The 19,034-nt window shown below is 40.6% G+C and carries 12 protein-coding genes; 5 read left to right on the forward strand and 7 right to left on the reverse strand.

Features of this window, described 5'->3' with window-relative positions; genetic code table 11:
* From G6053_RS23520 to G6053_RS23535, 4 genes are all read left to right on the forward strand, one after another.
* Positions 1-1,167, forward strand: coding sequence for an FN3 domain-containing metallophosphoesterase family protein (locus tag G6053_RS23520; protein WP_165308741.1), 1,167 nt, complete (start codon positions 1-3; stop codon positions 1,165-1,167).
* Between the two features lie 224 nt (positions 1,168-1,391).
* The gene (locus G6053_RS23525) at positions 1,392-2,309 is read left to right on the forward strand and encodes a helix-turn-helix domain-containing protein (RefSeq protein ID WP_108636597.1); all 918 of its coding nucleotides are present in this window, start codon (positions 1,392-1,394) and stop codon (positions 2,307-2,309) included.
* Positions 2,310-2,399: 90 nt separating this feature from the next.
* The gene (locus G6053_RS23530) at positions 2,400-3,608 is read left to right on the forward strand and encodes an MFS transporter (RefSeq protein WP_165308742.1); all 1,209 of its coding nucleotides are present in this window, start codon (positions 2,400-2,402) and stop codon (positions 3,606-3,608) included.
* Between the two features lie 169 nt (positions 3,609-3,777).
* Positions 3,778-4,302 (forward strand): GNAT family protein, encoded by a 525-nt coding sequence (locus tag G6053_RS23535; protein ID WP_108636595.1) that lies wholly within the window; start codon positions 3,778-3,780, stop codon positions 4,300-4,302.
* A gap of 281 nt (positions 4,303-4,583) precedes the next feature.
* On the opposite strand, the gene G6053_RS23540 is transcribed toward G6053_RS23535, so the two are convergent.
* The 5 genes from G6053_RS23540 to G6053_RS23560 form a co-directional block, all read right to left on the reverse strand.
* Positions 4,584-5,117, reverse strand: coding sequence for a hypothetical protein (locus G6053_RS23540; RefSeq protein WP_165308743.1), 534 nt, complete (start codon positions 5,115-5,117; stop codon positions 4,584-4,586).
* Between the two features lie 206 nt (positions 5,118-5,323).
* Positions 5,324-7,333 (reverse strand): hypothetical protein, encoded by a 2,010-nt coding sequence (locus G6053_RS23545; protein ID WP_206531812.1) that lies wholly within the window; start codon positions 7,331-7,333, stop codon positions 5,324-5,326.
* A 46-nt stretch (positions 7,334-7,379) separates the two neighbouring features.
* The gene (locus tag G6053_RS23550; RefSeq protein ID WP_165308744.1) at positions 7,380-8,336 is read right to left on the reverse strand and encodes a glycoside hydrolase family 43 protein; all 957 of its coding nucleotides are present in this window, start codon (positions 8,334-8,336) and stop codon (positions 7,380-7,382) included.
* A gap of 28 nt (positions 8,337-8,364) precedes the next feature.
* On the reverse strand, positions 8,365-9,924 hold the full coding sequence (locus tag G6053_RS23555) for a RagB/SusD family nutrient uptake outer membrane protein (protein ID WP_165308745.1): 1,560 nt from the start codon (positions 9,922-9,924) through the stop codon (positions 8,365-8,367).
* 18 nt (positions 9,925-9,942) lie between these two features.
* Entirely contained in the window at positions 9,943-12,933 is a 2,991-nt protein-coding gene (locus G6053_RS23560) for a TonB-dependent receptor (RefSeq protein ID WP_165308746.1), read from the reverse strand.
* 256 nt (positions 12,934-13,189) lie between these two features.
* Between G6053_RS23560 and G6053_RS23565 the strand changes: the two genes are divergently transcribed.
* A complete protein-coding gene (locus G6053_RS23565) occupies positions 13,190-17,182 on the forward strand; it encodes a hybrid sensor histidine kinase/response regulator transcription factor (protein ID WP_165308747.1) in 3,993 nt (1,330 codons plus the stop codon).
* An 86-nt stretch (positions 17,183-17,268) separates the two neighbouring features.
* Here G6053_RS23565 and G6053_RS23570 read toward each other — a convergent pair whose 3' ends face one another.
* Both G6053_RS23570 and G6053_RS23580 read right to left on the reverse strand, forming a co-directional pair.
* On the reverse strand, positions 17,269-18,126 hold the full coding sequence (locus tag G6053_RS23570; protein ID WP_165308748.1) for an alpha/beta hydrolase-fold protein: 858 nt from the start codon (positions 18,124-18,126) through the stop codon (positions 17,269-17,271).
* 518 nt (positions 18,127-18,644) lie between these two features.
* Positions 18,645-18,953, reverse strand: a complete 309-nt coding sequence (locus tag G6053_RS23580; RefSeq protein ID WP_165308749.1) for a hypothetical protein — start codon at positions 18,951-18,953, stop codon at positions 18,645-18,647.
* Positions 18,954-19,034 lie beyond the last annotated feature (81 nt).

A 19,034-nucleotide genomic window follows, 5' to 3' on the forward strand; every position in this document is an offset into this window, starting at 1 on the left:
ATGAAAAGATTGCATCTCATAATCGCTTTGCTCCTGTTCAATAGTTTATTGACTCTTGGACAAGAAGATATCAAAATAACCCATCTCCCCTTTATCCAAGGACTAACCGAACATTCGGTGTCAATTGTTTGGACAACAGATCTACCGGCAACGGGATGGGTAGAACTGGCACCAGAGGATTCGAGCCATTTTTACTTTAAAGAGAGACCCAAGTATTTTGCATCAGCTTACGGTTTTAAGAAAGTTAGCACACTACATCAGGTTAACTTAAACAACCTGAAACCGGGAACACGATACCGATACCGTGTATATAGTCAACATGTTTTAAAACATGAAGGTGTCAATGTACAATATGGAAAAGTCGTGGCCAGCAACGTCTATCGGCAGGCGCCATTATCCTTTCAAACCCTTGGCAATTCATCCTCGACTCATTTTACTGTTGTCAATGATATCCATGAACGCAATGAGGTTCTGGATAAACTATTGGATATCGGCGATTTAAAAACAAGTGATTTTGTCGTTTTCAACGGGGATATGGTGAATAATCTTTTGAGTGAGAAACAACTATATGATGGATTCATGGACACGGCCATTAAAAGGTTTGCGAGTGAAAAACCCATGTTCTATTCACGAGGAAACCATGAAACCCGTGGTCCCTTTGCAACTGAGTATCCAAAATATTTTCCCACACCGACAGGTAAACTCTATTATCAATTCCGGCATGGCAACACAGGCTTCATCGTACTCGACTGTGGCGAAGACAAACCCGATACGGATATCGAATATAGCGGTATTGTGGAAATGGATAATTATCGGACAGAACAGGCCACATGGCTTACGCAAGCGATTGAAGATCCGTCATTTAAAGATGCCAAATATAAGGTGGTTATCTGCCATATGCCGCCTTTCGGAGGTTGGCATGGTGAACAGGAAATCTTAGAAAAGTTTGTCCCCATCCTAAATAAGGGCGGGGCGCAAATTATGTTATCCGGCCATCTGCATAAACATATTATCCAAAATGCAACAAACAGCACCCATTTCCCCATTATTGTAAACTCTAATAACAATGTACTTCGGGTGGATCTAAGCAATGAAAAAGGAACCTTTAAAATCCTGGATCAGCAAGGGAATGTCGTGGATCAGGTTGTGATCAAGCCGCTCAACTAATTCCCATTAATTTTCTGACAAAAGCGGAGTTTCCAAAGTTTTGGAAACTCCACTTTTTCTTGGATCTTAGCCCAATCTTCTTTTGGTATATTTCAGCTATTTTATTCTGGACGTAAGTATTTTACGTTTCAGACCTCTCCTTTCTTAGTCTTAAAAGGTAATATTAAGTTGGCCGTTTAACAGAAAGCGGGGATTACATTTGATTTTTGTAACTTTGCAAAATCATGAGCGAAACGTTAGAGACCATACAAGATTATTATAAACGATTAAGCCATCTGCATGCCAACGACGGGACAATATTAGATGTGGAGCTCGGAAAATCACATTTTAATATATCACCCCGTAAGTACTGTGATTTTAAAACGCCTTACAATAGACGTGATTTTTATAAGATCAGTCTAATCTTGGGGAAAGGTTGGTTTAAATATGGTCCACATGAGTTGTATATAGATCGGCCTGCTCTTTTTTTACCAGCATTGAATATTCCTTATAGCTGGGTCTGTGACACAAATGAACAAGAGGGGTACTTTTGTTTATTCAATCAAGAGTTTTTCACTGGTAGCCAAACATTTGAACCTTTTAAAAAGACCTCCTTATTCAAAGAATGGAGTAAGCCGATTGTTTTTCTGGATGCGGAGCAATTAAACCTAATCACAACTTTTTTTGACAATATGTTCCGTCTGAATAACTCCGGCTATCCTTTGCGCTGCAGCGCGATCAAGAGCAATTTAGCTGCAATTCTCCACCTTGCGCTGGAATGGCGAGTGGAAGATGTAGCCCCACAGGATCAATCCGGAAGCCTCCGTATGTACCGTTTATTCGACGAACTGCTGCATAAACAGTTTCCCCTAGACTCCCCTGCATATCCACTGGCCTTACATACAGCGGCAGATTTCGCCCGACAGCTGAATGTTCATGTCAACCACCTCAATGCTTCTGTCAAATCGGTTACTAATCTTACTACTACACAAATTATCAAAAGAAAAATTTTTGAAGAAGCTAAAAATCTATTAATCTACACCGATTGGAATGTAGCTGAGATCGGCTATACACTCGGGTTTGAAGAACCAGCTCATTTCAACAATTTCTTTAAAAAAAATGCGGGAACATCCCCACTTAAATTCAGACAGAAAAACAAGTAATATTTGATTTTCGTAATTTTTACTTTGTCAAATAGTACTAACGCTATCAAAAAAGTCTCTAGTTTTGTTTCATAAAAAGAGAGCAAGACAATGTTGAGAGAAGCATCCGCACACCGCATTAAGCTAGTTACGTTCATGGCATTTGTATCCATGCCACTTTCCGGGTTTGTAACGGACATCTACCTGCCTTCGTTTCCGGCAATGGCTAAAAGTTTACATGTTCACGAGCGAGATATTCAATTGACATTAACAAGCTATTTACTCAGTTATGGTATTTCTCAGTTATTTATAGGCAACATTCTTGACAGTATCGGCCGCTATCGCCCCAAGGTCCTGGCCTTGACGCTGTTGATACTAAGCAGCCTATTGATAGCGCATACAGACAGCGTATTTTTCATTTGTCTGTTAAGAGTTGTCCAAGGTGTGGCGATATCCATTCTGGTGGTAGCCACGCGTGCGCTTTTCGTGGATCTTTATGCCGGTGAGCGATTAAAGAATTACCTGAGTTACTTTACTATTGTCTGGTCCTGCGGTCCGATACTTGCGCCATTTCTGGGCGGCTATCTGGAAAAAATTTTCAATTGGCAAGCCAACTTCTATTTTCTTACTTTTTACGCCAGTGGCTTATTGTTGTTTGAAATCCTTTATGGTGGGGAAAGCATTGCCGAAAAGAAAAAAATCAACCTAAGGGACAACTTGAACCTGTATAAAATGATGCTGCAGAATAGGCGTTTTATATTAGGGATTTTGGTATTGGGATTTAGTTATTCCATTGTTATGCTGTTCAATATTACAGGACCTTTTATTATCGAAAATGCATTTCATTTTTCATCCGTTACAATTGGCTACTGTACCTTGATACTTGGTTTTTCTTGGATGATCGGTGGGTTTATCACAAAAAAGCGCATGCATCTTGACTTCGTTCCCCGTGTGATTGCTCCTGTTCTATTGCAGGCATTTCTTATTATCGCTTTAATGGTGGTCGGCATCTTTCAACAGAATCTATATATTATGGTCGGTTTTGCATTTTTTATTCATACGATTTCGGGCGTCTTGTTTACAAGCTTTTTTACCACTAGCATGTTATTTTTCCCAAAACATGCAGGTACTGCTGGCGGTTTAATGGGGGGAATGGTTTATATTGTAACATCGCTATCCAACTTCATTGTTGCAATAAGCGGAAAAGTGACAACGCAAAATGGGCTGGCCTGGCGTTATTTTATCTTTTCGACCTTCCTGATCATTATCATGTTATTTATGTGGAAATTACAGAAAGTTAACGCTGAACAAAAGAATTGATCAAAGCAGTCCGACCGATGTTGAGAAGAGATAAAATATTCTATTATTTTTAAACATGTCGACATTACTTTCTATTGTAAGAAATCGAACTATTTTTTACATTTAGAATTGAGAAATGTTCCTTAAGTATTAATAACTGATTATTAATGCGAGAAAAAATATCAAATAAATGGACACAGCAATAATTTTGAAGCCCCTATCAATCCAGGATGTCACATCATTTTATACCTGGCTCAACGATCCCGACGCTATTAAATATTCACTTTCTTTATTTCAATCTTTAAATACGAGAGAAGCAATCGATAAATGGTTTATCTCTGTGGTCAACGATTCAAAAAATTATAACCGGGGCATTTTTCTCGCCAATTCAAATACACTTATTGGCTATGCTGGGATCTGTAATATTTCGACTGCAAACAAGCTTGGCGAGTATTTTATCTTTATAGGAGACCGCAATCAATGGGGGAAAGGTATAGGCTCTCAAGTAACGCAACTAATTGTTGCCAGTGGATTTGAAGAACTGAACCTCAATCGCATTATGCTTACTGTTTCTGAACCCAACTATGCTGCTGTGAAAGCATACACGAATGCAGGTTTCAAATTCGAGGGCAAGATGCGCCAAGCATGCTATAGAGACAATAAATTTCATGATAAACTTATTATGGCAATACTAAAAGAAGAATGGAGCAGTTGATTAATATATAAAAGCTCGATCGAATAACCTAAAAAAACCGTTCAGACCTGAGTTTTAATGCTTTTGTTGCGTTCAAATACGGAGTTACGAAATCATTGTCACTTTTGTTATTAATATCATTCTGCATGTCTATTCAATTCTTCTCCAGCGATTCAATCGTCCAAGACTAGAAAGGGTACTCGAGTTAAGTAAACGAAACCGGACCGTTAACATGACCACTTCGCCTATTCAAAACGGCACTGCCGCTATGCTCGATTTAGATAAAGGCGTTTAATAACATCTTATTTAAGCCCATTTTCAGCTTCAAATTGTTTCTTTTTGGCATGAAGTTTTTCACTGCTTTTATAGACCTGTTGATAGCGAATTTGTTTTTCTCGGGCAAGTACAAGCAGCTGATCCTGTGCAGCATATTGCAGTTCCTTTGTTCCGCTACGCATTAATTTCTCCTGTTCTATTTCTTTTCTACTAAACATAAAAAGATCCTTTAAAGACCTATAGTAATTTATAGCTTCTAACTGAACTTCTTTTCCTTCTACTAGCCCAACAATGTCTGCCTTCTTAATATCGTTAATAATGGAATCAAATACCAGCTCCTGTTGATCAATGGTATGTAAAGCCTGACCATATTCCTTTGCTATCAGCTGATTTAGTTTGATCGTTTCCAGACCATTCTCGCCCACGAGCATCGAAAACGCCCGGGATTCTTTGGCCGTAAGAAGAGCATCGAATGTTTCAGCTTTTTTATTTTTGCATGAACTCAGGGCGATTAGCACCGAAATGATGATAAAAATATTCTTTAAAACATTGCGGATCATGATGCTGTAAGAATTGATATAGCTAAAAATACATATTTTTTTCTTAACATATTAACTGGACATTTATACCTCAATAGCAGGAGTCGACAATTCATCAAAAAAGGCCTTATTGCGTTTTTATTCCCACAAGGTTTCGTACATAAAAAGCCACATCTCACGACATGGCTTCTATATAAACACACTACTACTTTACAAAATTACTATTACTATTTTTGCGCTGCGGCCAAAAAATCTTCCGTTCTGGATGGGCTTAGCAACTCCCAGAGTGAAGCGACGGTCCAGCCGGGCGCAAAAATATCGTTGTAAAATCCTTTTCCATTTTTACCATAATCCCAATTTGTATGTTGTACGACTTCTGGATAATAACCTACCTTAGCGATATTGAAAAGATGGTCCTTAACCGGCATCAACTGTAACATGGAGCTCTTAATCACACTCGAAAAAGCAGCGAGCCGCTGTTCCTTGGTTTCTTTGGCAAGCCAATCAAGAACAGCAGCGAATTCAAAGATGAAAACATCAATATGGTTGTTCTCTACGGAGACATTTCCCCAGCCGCGGGATTTAAAACCGACATCGCCCAGCATTTGTCCAACGGCAAAAGGCACATCCCAGGTGTAGTACCAAGTGAGACAAAAGTAAGCTGCTTTCTTGCACTGCGCCAAATAATGTTGCCGCTCTTTTCCTTTACTTACCTGTGCCAAGTAATACATTGCTGTAGAAGCATATAATGAGGCTTCCTTATCTTCACAATTAGCATCCAAGGTGGACGAAAAGTAATCCGATTTAGATATGATTTCCCGCTCTAAATATCTTGCGGATTTTTGCGCATGTTGAAGATATTCGCCCTGTTTAAAATAGACGGAAGCCATAACCAAAGGCACTGTCGCTGAAGGTGTACTACCGCCGCTGCCATCCTTCACCTGCAGCTGATCGTCAAATTTACGTGGGAAACTTCCATCCGACTGCTGGAGCTTGGCGAAGTTGCTAAGCAATTTTTTAACGCGCTGTTCCCATTCAGGATGCTCTCTACCCTTTTTCTTTTCGTAACTGAGGTAGTTAAGTATCGCAAAGATCCCCTCTGACTGTCTCCGAATACTGAATTCTTGTGTTTCGCTGTTGTGTGTAAAATCAACAAACTCCCTGAAAAATCCATTTGCAGTAAATCCATGTTGCAGGTAGCTATCAAATATTGCTGTAGCGTTACGGACCAATGGAGTCTGTGCATGGGCTTCTCCATATTCAAGCGCATTGTATGCATTGAGCAACACACGTCCTACAAATCCGACTTCTGCAGATCCGGTATTTTTACAATCGTCTGTCCGCATATGTACTCCTGAATAATATTTTAGTTCATTTTCACCGACATAACTCTCCTTAAAGAAATTTGCTAAAATATCTTTGGCTTGATCCGGAGTATAAGCAGTCGGAAACGTCGACGGCTTCTGCCTGTCGTAGGAATAAGTCCATACCTTGGATACAAAATCACCATAATTATCGGCTTTACCTTCGTTGATCTCCCAGGAAAGCTGTCTTGTTTCACCTTTTTCAAGTTTTTCAAAGGTAACAACCTCGGGAGCTAAGGTCAATTTTCGGAGATAAGTCTTAGGTGCTTCGTGATAAGGAAAGCCAAATACCAAAGCTGAGGCTCCATCCACATTTTTAAATCCAGTAAATCCAAGATCAGTTTTACCACTTAAAATCACCTCTCCACCTTGATGTGTGGTCAAAGCATCCCGGTCTATTTTATCCAATCGAATAACGGTATAATATGTATTGGAAGCCGCATTGAAAACGCCAGTCAAAGGTGTGCTAAGACGGTCTTCCCTTACCTGCCAGCTATCGCTGGTTTTAAAAGAAGGTGCTTCCTGCGGTGAGCGCATATTTTTATGATACCAGAAACCCGGCATCAGAAACTCACTTTCAGTATGTGTATATTTATTTATTTTAAATGTCTTTTCAAAATTAAAGTATACCCGTTCTTTGGCAGTTACAACTACATTAACAATAGTTGTTCCTCCATTTTTGACAATAGTCTGCTTCACATCCAAGGGTATAGTCACAGAGGACTCAAGTGTCTGCCCACCGTTGTCAAGTAGTTCAAAGCGTTTGGCCGGATTCCCCGGTGCCTTCAACAGGATCGCCTGACTCATCTCCTGAGCGTTCAGTGTAAACCAGTTTGTGGCTAATAATAAAGCTATTAAAAAGTGTTTTTTCATTCGAATGATTGTTTTGGGTACCCATTTCTGGCTATATTTTACTGATTTATTTTCTTTTTATTTTCGGGCGAATAATTTCGGTGGATATCTTCATGAGGGGAATCGCATCCGTTGTCCAACTAATATCGGCAATATACATCGCCCGTGGATGGATACTATCTTTGCTATGATGCGCATGGAAAACGATTTTGAGTTTCCCGTCTTTATCCCAAAAAAGTGCATTATGTCCCACTCCGACCAGATCCGCCGGTAACTGCAGAATTGGATTGCCCACATATTTTGTCCAAGGTCCTGTAGGGGAACTTGCCGTGGCCAAGCCAATACCATAACGCTGACTTTCATAACTATTTGCCGAATAAGTCATGTAATATAGGTTATTATGTTTAATGACAAACGGACCTTCATTAACCAGTCCCCACACTTTTTCCCATTCCTGTGATACCACGATATGCTGTTTAAGGGTGTTACCATTGATCGTTTTCAGGTCAGCAGCAAGTTGCGCCGACCACACTGCGGATCCATTATTAAAACGGACAAAATAAAGATAAGCTGTACCATCATTGTCGATAAATAGACTATTGTCAATGGCCTTTTCAATTTCTAGCATTGGTATTTTTGGTTCTTGAACAAATGGTCCCAACGGTGAATCTGAAGTCGCGACACAAATATGTTCATTGGCGCTGTAATACATATAGAACTTCTTTTTATCCTTGATATAGTAGATTTCGGGCGCCCAGAACCAACGTCCACCCCAGGAATCCTCACCTTTCAGTGCCAGCGTATTTGATTTGCTCCAATAACGAAGATCATCCGAAGTATATATTTCGATACCGTTTTCGGCATTTGTACCGTAAGCGTAATAAGTACCTTCATATAAAAGAATAAATGGATCTCCCAACGGCACGGCAGGTTCGAATACAAAATCACTCTTTTCAGATTTTGAGCAGCTGAAGCTATAAAGTGAAAATAGCAACAGTAGACAAATATAAATTAGTTTTTTCATTTCCTATAAAGTTTATACGGCCAAGCCATTAATAATTTGGGTTTTGCTTTACATTTGGATTATTGTTGACCTCATCTGAGGGAATCGGTAGCGAACGATGTTTCCCTAGGGTAAAATTATTAAAATCGGCATCCCTTTGTTTCAATTCGGCAAGTCCCTCTTGTGAGTCTACCATTCCCCAACGTTTTAGATCTGCCCAGCGATGTCCTTCTGTAGCCAGTTCCAACACCCTTTCGGTCTGCAATCTTTTCAGAAATACGGTTTTATCGGTAGTTGCACCAGGGTAATTTAAAGCTAATTTTGGCATATTTACACGTTCACGTACACGGTCGACAAGCGCCACAGCCTCCGACAGTGAACCATTTGAGGCTGCAATACATTCTGCGTACATTAACAACACATCGGAAAAACGAATTAACCGCACATTTGTTGGATTGTAATAGTCATCAAAATCACGGAAGTAATCTGACCCATATTTTCTAAAAAAGACACGTCCAGGCCAGTTACTCCATTGGGCCGCATCACTTGTCAATCGATAGATTTTGTTATTATTCGGAAAATCGTCCTGCATACCATTATAAAATGCCGTATACCGCAACCGTACATCAAATCCATTGGCCATATTCTTTTCTTTCTTAAATGCATCAACTAACCAGGGCCGAAGTTCACCATCGGTCCAACCAATGCCCGGAGGGGCAAAAAATTGTCCACGGTTCAAGCCTAGGTTGGGGCCCACGTCTAAATCACCATCGCCCGCCGGAGAGGGATTGGCGTCTGAATATTGGATCTCAAAAACAGATTCCATATTATTCTCTTTCGCTTTATCGAAATTATCAAAATAATTGGCTGTCAAATTATAATAGCCCTTTCCGGCGCCTGTTACCAGCCAAGCCAAATCTGCCTTTGCTTCATTCCATTGATGCAGCTGCATATATGATTTTGCCCGAAAAGCCAATGCCGCGCCCTTAGTTGCCCTTCCTTTTTCGGAACTGCCCCATACTTCGGGCAATAAGCTTTCGGCTTTACTAAAGTCGGCGATTGCCTGCGCATAAACATCCGCTTCGGTATGTCCTTCCGGTTGAATTCCTGGGGTTGAAGGTTCCAATACAATTGGAAGACTAGGATTGGTACCACCCCATAATAGCGCAAGGTAGTAGTAATATAGTCCCCGCAAGAAATAGGCTTGTCCAAGAATCGGTCCCTGATCAGATGGATTGGCAAATGTAATATCTGGGGTATAATGCAGCACTTGATTTGCGCGGAAAATAGCCTCGTAGCAATCGCGATAGGTCCAGGCATTTCCTTCCCAGAAGTTGTAGTTATTGTACCGAAACTGTGTCCATTCCTTAAGCTCAGCCCAAGGACTTTGACTAAATCCTTCATCTGAAGTGAGGTCCAAACGAAACCACATCCAGCGGCTAAAGGTACCTGGTTTATAGAACATGTTGTACACTGCGTTGACCCCACGTACCGCATCCTGTTCGGTTTTCCAATAGGTCTTAACGGTAATGGTATTGGGATTTTCCACATCCACTTTGCAGGCTTGCATCAGGCTCGCCGCCAATAAAATACAGAGTAGCTTTTTCATTGTGTTCAAAAATTAGGTTTAAAAAGTAATTTGGGCTCCAAAAGTGAAACCTTTGGCATTCGGAAATGCGCCACCATCATAGCTTCGATCCCAAATATTGCCATTCAAAAACTCGGGATCCAGTCCACGATAGGAGGTAAAGGTGATCAGGTTCTGTGCATTGACATAAAACCGAACCTGCTTCAAGGTCTTTCCTAACAGCGTACGCGGCAGATTATACCCCAAAGCGAGCTGTCTGACCTTAACATAATTCCCATTCTCTAACCAACGGTCCTGATCTCCGCGAACATTTCGGGAATCCGCATAAATGGGTCGCGGGTCTTTGGCATTGGGATTCTCTGGAGTCCAAGGATCATAATCGGCGCGGTAGTTTGAATTGTCGTCAAAACGATCGTACGCACTGCGTGGCCCATTAAAGGATTTGAAGCCAAATGCTCCTGTCAATTGTACCTGAAAATCGAAACCTTTGTAATCTAGGCCTAGATTCATCCCCAATTGATATAATGGTATGCTTCGTCCTAAATACTGCCGATCGGCATCTGTAATCTGTCCATCATCATTAAAGTCAATATATTTAACATCACCTGGTTTGGCATTCGGCTGAATCAATTGTCCTTGGCTATTTTTATAGGCCTGTACTTCTTCGTCTGAACGGAAAAGACCATCCGTTTTGATCAGATACCAGTTACCGATCGAGCTACCAACTTTGGATTTTGTATCCCATTGCGTGAACTCCTTTTTGTCATATCCTAATTTGAGGATCTTATTCTTGATATAGGATGCATTGACGCCAATTTGATAACCAAATTCACCCATATTATCACGCCATTGCGTTGCAAGTTCGATACCTGTATTGCGCAGGGAGGCAGCATTCACGTAAGGATTTCCGCCGTTGTTGCCTGTAGCCATCAAGATTTGCATCGGTGTCAATACATCTTTGGTTTCTTTGATAAAATAATCCAGGGATAGATTGAGCTTATGGGAGAATAGCTGGGCATCAAATCCGGCATTCAACTGCGCGACCTTCTCCCATTTGAGATCGGTATTGGCCAGTTTAACTTGGGTCATCCCGTTTTGAACGGTCTGATCAATTCCAAAAGCGACCTGCGGAAAAACATTGATGAAAGAAACCCAGTCCCAAACACCGATATTGGAAGTACCCAAAACACCATAATTGGCGCGCAGCTTTAAATCATTGATCCAAGGTGCCTGAAAAAAATCTTCCTTACTTATACGCCAGCCTGCGGAGACAGATGGAAAATAGCCCACCCGATAATCTGGATTAAACTTGGATGATTCGTCCCGGCGCATGGTAAAACTGAACAGATACTTATCATCATAGGCATAATTAACCCGGCCAAAGAGCGAAAATAACTTTTCGAGATCTTGATAATTGCCGGTCTTTGGGTTGTCCAGTGCAGCATCCAAGTTGGTAAAATAGTTTTTTCCCGACATGAGCACATTATTTTTCGTTCCCCAAAGCTGTTCATAATTGGAGGTTTGATAACTGATACCCGCAACGGCAGAGACATCATGTTTGTCAAACTTTTTCGCATATTCTAAGGTATTATCATACACCAACCCACGGTATTGTGCCTGGTTTTTATTTAAGGAGGAAGGATCATAAGGTTGGTTGTAGGTCCAGAAACCTTCTTTTCGAAGATACATGTGACGATCATTACTCAGGTCAAAGCCAAAATTAAAACGGTATTTGAATGACTTGAACAGTTCCAATTCGGTAAATACATTTCCTCTTGTGCGCAGATTGCCATTTTCCGTTTGCTCAAAATCCTCTTTGGCGAAAGGATTGGTTCCAAAGGTGACATCCCGATTCCCATCACCAATACCATATCCTCCTTTGGCGGCATTATTTTCATCGTAGATTGGAATGGTTGGCAGCATACGATAGACATCGACTATGGGATTGGTATTGAGTTCATGTACATTAAAATTACTCAGCACGATATTTTCGCCGATACTTAATTTGACATGTTCTCCAAAATTGCGTGAAGTAGACATATTGGAGCGTAGCGTAAAACGTTTACTGGATGTTCCGATCGTCGTCCCTGTGTTGGCCTGATAATTACCCGAAATATAATAACGGCTTTCTTTGCTTCCACCTGAAAAAGCAATCTGTTGATCCTGCAGCCAGCCTGTTTTAAATACCTCTTCCTGCCAATCAGTATTGCCCTCGAAATGGTTGGCCGATTGCCTATTGCCATTGCTAAATGCCAGATCATTCAAACTTAGCCATAGATTTCGGTCGGCTAAATTGTAACGTGGCAGCCATTGTGCGGTGGCCCGGGAGGAAATTTCGATTTTCATCTGCCCCTCTTTACCCTGTTTGGTTGTTATGATGATAACACCATTCCCGGCCCTAGAACCATAGATCGCAGCAGCGGAGGCATCTTTCAGTACCTGGATACTCTCAATATCATTGAAATTAAAATCCCGGTTTGCTCCCGATACAACCCCGTCGACGACATATAAAGGAGTGCTTGACCCAAATGTCCCGGTACCACGGATCTCAACCTTACCCTCTGCTCCCGGATTGCCTGCCGTGCGTACACTGAGCCCGGGTAATGTCGCCAAAGCATCCCCTACAGTCCCTGTTACCGTGGTGTTTTTCATCTCCTTCGGGTTAAAGACAGAAACGGCGCCCGTCAGATCCGATTTTTTGATCGTCTGATACCCAATCACAACGACTTCTTCCAGGTCTTTATTTTCTTCCTGAAGCGTGATATCTAAAGTTGATTCACCGTTAAATAAAATTGTTTTGGAATGAAAACCAATCAAAGAGAAGATTAGCTCCTGCCCGCTACTGGCAGCAATTGTATAACGGCCATTTTCGTCCGTCGTCTTTGCGGTTCCTGATGCTTTTATGGTAACGGTTACACCCGGCAACGGCCGTCCCGTTTCATTCAATACCCTCCCTTGAAGGTTACTCGTTTGTGACTTTACCGCAAACGACAGCAAGCACAAGAAAAGAATGAAAAATTTTCCCTTCATAATTTGATTTATTAGCGTATAAAACTGGTTATTTATAAATAGGCAAAGACAAGAACCCATGGCCGGGTTTTAGCTTTAAACCTATTTCAAATGTAACAGGCGTTACAGAAACAAAATAGCAGATATGATCCAAAAAATGGTAAAAATAAGTCATTCCCGCTTTTTGACCAGTTTATACATCTTTTAACCGATAATGACCATTTATCGGTTATCAGCCATATCAACAGAATCATTTATTAGTTTTATTTTAGTTGGTATGAAAGGGGTTCTCATTTTTGGTATTGTTTTTTTGTATCTGGTCTGTTCGGTCACCTGCCAAGCACAACGTTATTCAAATTTTCATTTTAGAAAATTGCAGGTGGAAGATGGCCTTTCCGAAAACACGATCTATTGCATTGTCCAAGACCAGCAGGGATTTATGTGGTTCGGGACAAAAGACGGATTGAATCGATACGATGGGAATAGTTTCAAAAATTACCACTACCAATCAGAAAAGAAACAGTCACTGGGGAATAATTTTGTCCGAAGTATAGCTGAAAAATCGCCGAGCCACTTGTATATCGGAACTGACGACGGTTTGTATATCATGGACAAGATTACAGCAGCCTTTCAAAAGGTTGAGCTTAGCATAAGCGGCAAGGGAACGTTTAACTCAGCTATTAACGCCCTTCATGTCGATCGGCAAGGAAGTCTTTGGATTGCAACCATGTCCCAGGGCATCTGGAAATATAACCCAAGTACAACTAAAATTACGCAGCTACAACTCAAGGGAGCCAGATTGGGGCAGAATGCGACCTGGGCTATCCTACAGGATCGTTCCGGTGTTATTTGGGCAGCCACACGTCTGGGGCTCCTTCGCTTCAACAATCAGCAGGCACATTTTGATATCGTCGGCCCGCTTTTCAGCGAAGTTGGAGATCCTCAATTTGAAATTCTTTCCATGTGGGAAGACCCTAAAGGTGACCTATGGTTAGGTACCTGGTCGCAGGGCCTGCTTCGTTACAACAAACAATCAAACGAATTCAGTCGCTTTCTAAATAATACCAGCCATCCCTATGTCACGCATATCCGTGCCCTGCGAGAATTTCGCGAAAACCAGCTTCTTGTTGGTTCAGATGACGGACTCTTCCTGTTTCACACTGAAACGGGGACGTCCGAAAGATTAGACATTCCTTATTATAAACACGGTCTAAGTGACCAGAATGTTTATTCCATCGCGAGAGATCGCGAAAATGCCATCTGGATCGGCACTTATTTTGGGGGTATAAATTATCTCAATACAGCACTGCTTTCCGTAGAGACTTTTTTCCCGGATATTCTCCCCGGATTTCTGTCCGGAAAAGCTGTCAGCCAATTTTGTGAAGATACTAAGGGGAACCTTTGGATCGCAACAGAAGATGGTGGCATCAACTACTATGACAAAGAAAAGAAACAAATTTCGCAACCGATAAAAGCTTCTTATCATAATACCCATGCCCTGCTTCTGGATGGCGATCATCTTTGGATAGGGACTTTCTCCCGCGGGCTTGATCGTTACAATCTGGCAACTGGTCAACGTCAAAATTTCAGACATGATGCCAACAATACGGAAACAATTAACGATGATTGCATCTTTTCGCTGTTTAAAACAAAAAAAGGGGATCTTCTGATAGGAACACCGGCCGGGCTCAGTCGATATGATCAGCAAAAAAAGAAATTTGTCCGTATCCCTGAAGTCACCCAGTTTATCTATGACATCAAAGAAGATGATGAGGGCAATATCTGGCTCGCCTCGTACCAATCAGGCCCCATAAAATTTGACCTCCGTAAGCAAGCTTGGGTTCATTATAGTTTGATCCGGCCAAATGATCCCATTTCTTCAAGTAAACTAACCAGTATTTATGTTGATAGCCAACATCGGTTATTATTTTCAAGTGAGGGAAAAGGAATATTCATTTATGATAAGACGAAAGATAGCTTTCGCAATATCGGGCAAGCGCAAGGCTTGCCAAACAATGTGATTTACGGCATACTCGATGATGCCCTGGGCAACCTTTGGCTCAGCAGCAACAAAGGCATTATCTGTTTTCATCCTGACAATCCCAAAAATTACAAACTCTATACAACGGAGAACGGATTCTCAACGAACCAGTTTAATTTCAAAGCATCTTTCAAAGCCAGCGATGGTCGGTTTTATTTTGGCGGGATCAACGGATTTACAAGCTTCTATCCCGATGAAATTAGCGCAGTCAAAAATCAAGCTGTACCAAATGTTTTCATTACACAGATACAATTACTGAACAAGCATAATCCCAACTTAGAAAAAGACATTCAGATTCAATTGAACAAGAACGAAAAGATTGTACTAACCCACCAATTTTCTTCATTCAATATCTCCTTTGTAAGCTTGAGCTTTGCATCCCCCTCCAAGAATCAATATGCCCATAAACTGGAGGGAGCTGATGATGAGTGGACTTCAGCGGGTAACACCAAAAGTGTAAGTTACGTCAATCTTTCGCCGGGAACATATGTTTTCCATGTAAAGGCATCCAATAATGACGGTTTATGGAATGAAAAAGGTGCGGCGGTGCAAATTGAAATACTACCGCCGCTGTGGCTCTCCTTGCCAGCCAAAATAACGTATGCACTCCTATTCGTTGCATTGTGCTATGTCTGTTTACGATATTATATCATGGCGAACAAACGTAAGCAAGCTCGCGATTTAATGGCCTTCCAGTCTGAACAGGAACAGAAATCCTTCCGATCAAAAATTGACTTTTTCACTAACATTGCACATGAGATCCGTACACCTTTGAGCCTGATTACAGCACCCTTGGAAGAAATAATACTACAAGAAAACGAAGATAAAGAAACCATGCACAATCTCCGGATCATAGAGAAAAATTGTGAACGGCTTACCGTGTTGATTAATCAGTTACTTGATTTTCGCAAAATGGATGGGAATGGACCGCCACTAAGCCCTGAATCTGTAAATTTGAAAAATTTGCTAGAAGATCTCTACGATAGGTTCAGAAAATCAGTACACCGCAACCGGGTCCGTTTCGATCTATCAATTCCCCAGGATCAAGACCTGATTATTGAAACCGATCTGGATGCTGTGATGAAAATTGTGAGTAACCTACTGACCAATGCGACGAAATTCGCACATTCCTATATTTTGATCAACCTGAAAAGAAACTCGGACAAATCTTTTACGATTACAGTCTCGGATGACGGTCCAGGAATACCGGATGACTTTAAAAAGCTTGTATTTGATCCCTTTTACCAGCTTAGCACAAATAAAGACCGCAGTGGAACTGGCATCGGACTATCCTTGGTCAAACATCTGACGAACCGGCTGGGTGCTGAGATAAAAATTGAAGATATGCTGCCCCGAGGTGCTAAGTTTATTTTCACAATCAGGAGCATGCAACTCGCCCATGAAGCTACAGGTCCGATAATTGAGGAACAGCCGATTCCACTTGACAGGCCGGAATACAATCTCACCCAGATTTTAGTGGTTGACGATAATCCGGACATTACGGCTTTTATTAGCCATTCGTTAGCCGTATCGTATCATATTGATATTGCTGATAGTGGGTCAAAAGCCCTGACCATGTTAGACAATAAAGTTTATCATCTTGTGATCTCCGATATCATGATGCCAGAGATTGACGGAATTACATTTGTAAAGCGTTTAAAAAATGACATTAATTATTCGCATATACCTGTTATTCTGCTATCTGCCAAAATACAAAATGCAACGAAAGTTGAAGGATTACTTTCCGGCGCCGACGTATTTATTGAAAAGCCTTTTTCGATGACCTTTCTAAAAGCACAAATCAGCAGCTTACTACAAAACCGGAAATATTTATTGGAGAATTTCCATGCTTCACCATTATCTTCTTATTCTTCTTTGGCCACAAATGCCCATGATGATGCATTCTTAACACAGCTCAACGCTGAAATCGAAAAACATCTTTCAGACGAACAATTCAATGTAGAATCACTGGTGGATATATTTAAAATCAGCCGTTCTAATTTTCAACGAAAATTGAAAGCAATTAGCGGAACTTCCCCTGGCGACTATGTACGAAATTACAGGCTAAAACGTGCCTGCACGTTACTGATTGAATCGGATTATCGCATTAACGAAGTGGCATTTCTTGTGGGATTTAGCTCGGCATCCTATTTCACAAAAGCGTTCATAAAAGCATTTAATTTGACGCCAAAAGAGTTTATTCAACAATCGCGTTCACAAGCTAGGTAAAACATAGGCCGCTAATAAAAAAAAACTGGATAAATTCAAAGCACATTAAGGCCCCCAAAAAAGTGTTTAACCCAAGTTGTCGAAGATTACTTAGAATAAGCTGTTTTTGGATATAATTTCCTGAACGCATTATACACCCCCTGATGGATAACGGTTGAATGTAATTCATCGGGCATATAGTCAAAAATAACCTCTATCTTTTTATGATTGCTCAGAATATTGTAAAACGCCGCGGCATCACGATACATTCTAAGATCTTCATCCTTATTGGGAACTCCGAGGTAAACCCGCACGTTTTTTCTTAGGTTAGCGTTTAATAGCCTTTCGGTATTTTTCAAAAGCTCCTGTTGCCCCCACCATAAACTCGGACTAATAATAATGTAATTATCAAAAAGATCAGGCAGTTTAAGCAGGAGCTCTACGGAGAAAAGGCCTGCCAAAGACTCACCGATTACGGTTCTTTGTGTTTTTGTCTTATAGTTTTTACCAATATAAGGCAGTAATTCATCTTTAAGAAACGAAATATATTTTTGCGATCCACCATAGGCTGGAAAGCTAGCTTTTTGAAATCCTTCTTTCTCCAAGAAGTCAATATCAGGAACTGCGAATGTAAAATCACGTCTACGGGTATTGCCCTCAATCCCCACAACAATACTATTGGGAAACCGCGCTATCCAAGGTTGTGTATCAAAACGAACGATCCCCGCAATATGAAAAAAATCTTCATCCATACCACCATCGAGGACATACACAACCGGATAGGTCAACGTATCGTTTTCCGCATAATTATCCGGAAGGTAAATATTGATCTTTCGGTCCTCATTTAAAATATTTGAATGTAGAGTAGTGGATTTACCGATGGTCAAATCACGGTCTTTGGTCTGTCCAATAGCGCAATAATGACAGATGAGTAGGGTTAAAAAAAATAAAATTGTACGCTTCATTTCAAATGTTATATTATAAATAAGCCCGATTCCATGCAGTAGATCTCCTTGACAAAAAAACATGGCAATGGCCTATAATAACTTCGAAAGTAAGTTTAAAAATCAATAAAATACAATTTTAATATTTATTTCCTGTTGTCGTTATAGATCATATCAAGCTATCCCCACAGCGCAATTATTACACGATCCGTTCACATTCATACCCCCAGTCAAACATTTGCTTCATAACTCTACTGGCGTCTATCTCCGACTGAGAAGACTCTATTCTTAAAATATTTTCATCATCGTCAAGATCAAAGTTAATTTTATATGCGGAGAACAACCCCAGAAGCGTCGTGACGATTTGTTGTGCTTCCCTGTATTTGCAGACATTCGTTTTAAATATTTCAACCCTTTTCATTGTATTATATTTCACTAAATTCTATCGCTCGCAAATAACTTGCTTAGCCTTTCAAATTCCTTTCAATCACTGTTTTCACGTAAGTGAACATCCTGTTGATCTGTCTTTCAGATCTTTACTATTTATTCTTTAATACCTGCTGTAAATCTGTTGGATACCTCGACCCATCTGTAGATACTGAATCCGTACGATAGACTTGTAAAACATTATGAAAAACTTCGTTATCTTTCTTTTCCCCGGTATTTGAAAACAACGCTATAATTGCCACAAATAACAAGAGAATCAATGCATTAAAAAGATGTGCCATACCTGTAGAAGCTAAATTATTAATACCTAATTTCCAAAAAGAGAGCAAGTTCTCCCAGACACTTTCGGTGAAAGGCACATTTAGCTCGGTAAACGAACTCTTTTTCCCTTTTAACAACATGATGCTTTTCTTTATTTAGTCATTCGTATCGAATAAAATCTACTGCATATTTTGTCCAAAAGGAAGAGGCAACACTTCTGA

This window comes from Sphingobacterium sp. DR205, from assembly GCF_011064245.1.
In the GTDB taxonomy this organism is placed as follows: Bacteria; Bacteroidota; Bacteroidia; order Sphingobacteriales; family Sphingobacteriaceae; genus Sphingobacterium; species Sphingobacterium athyrii.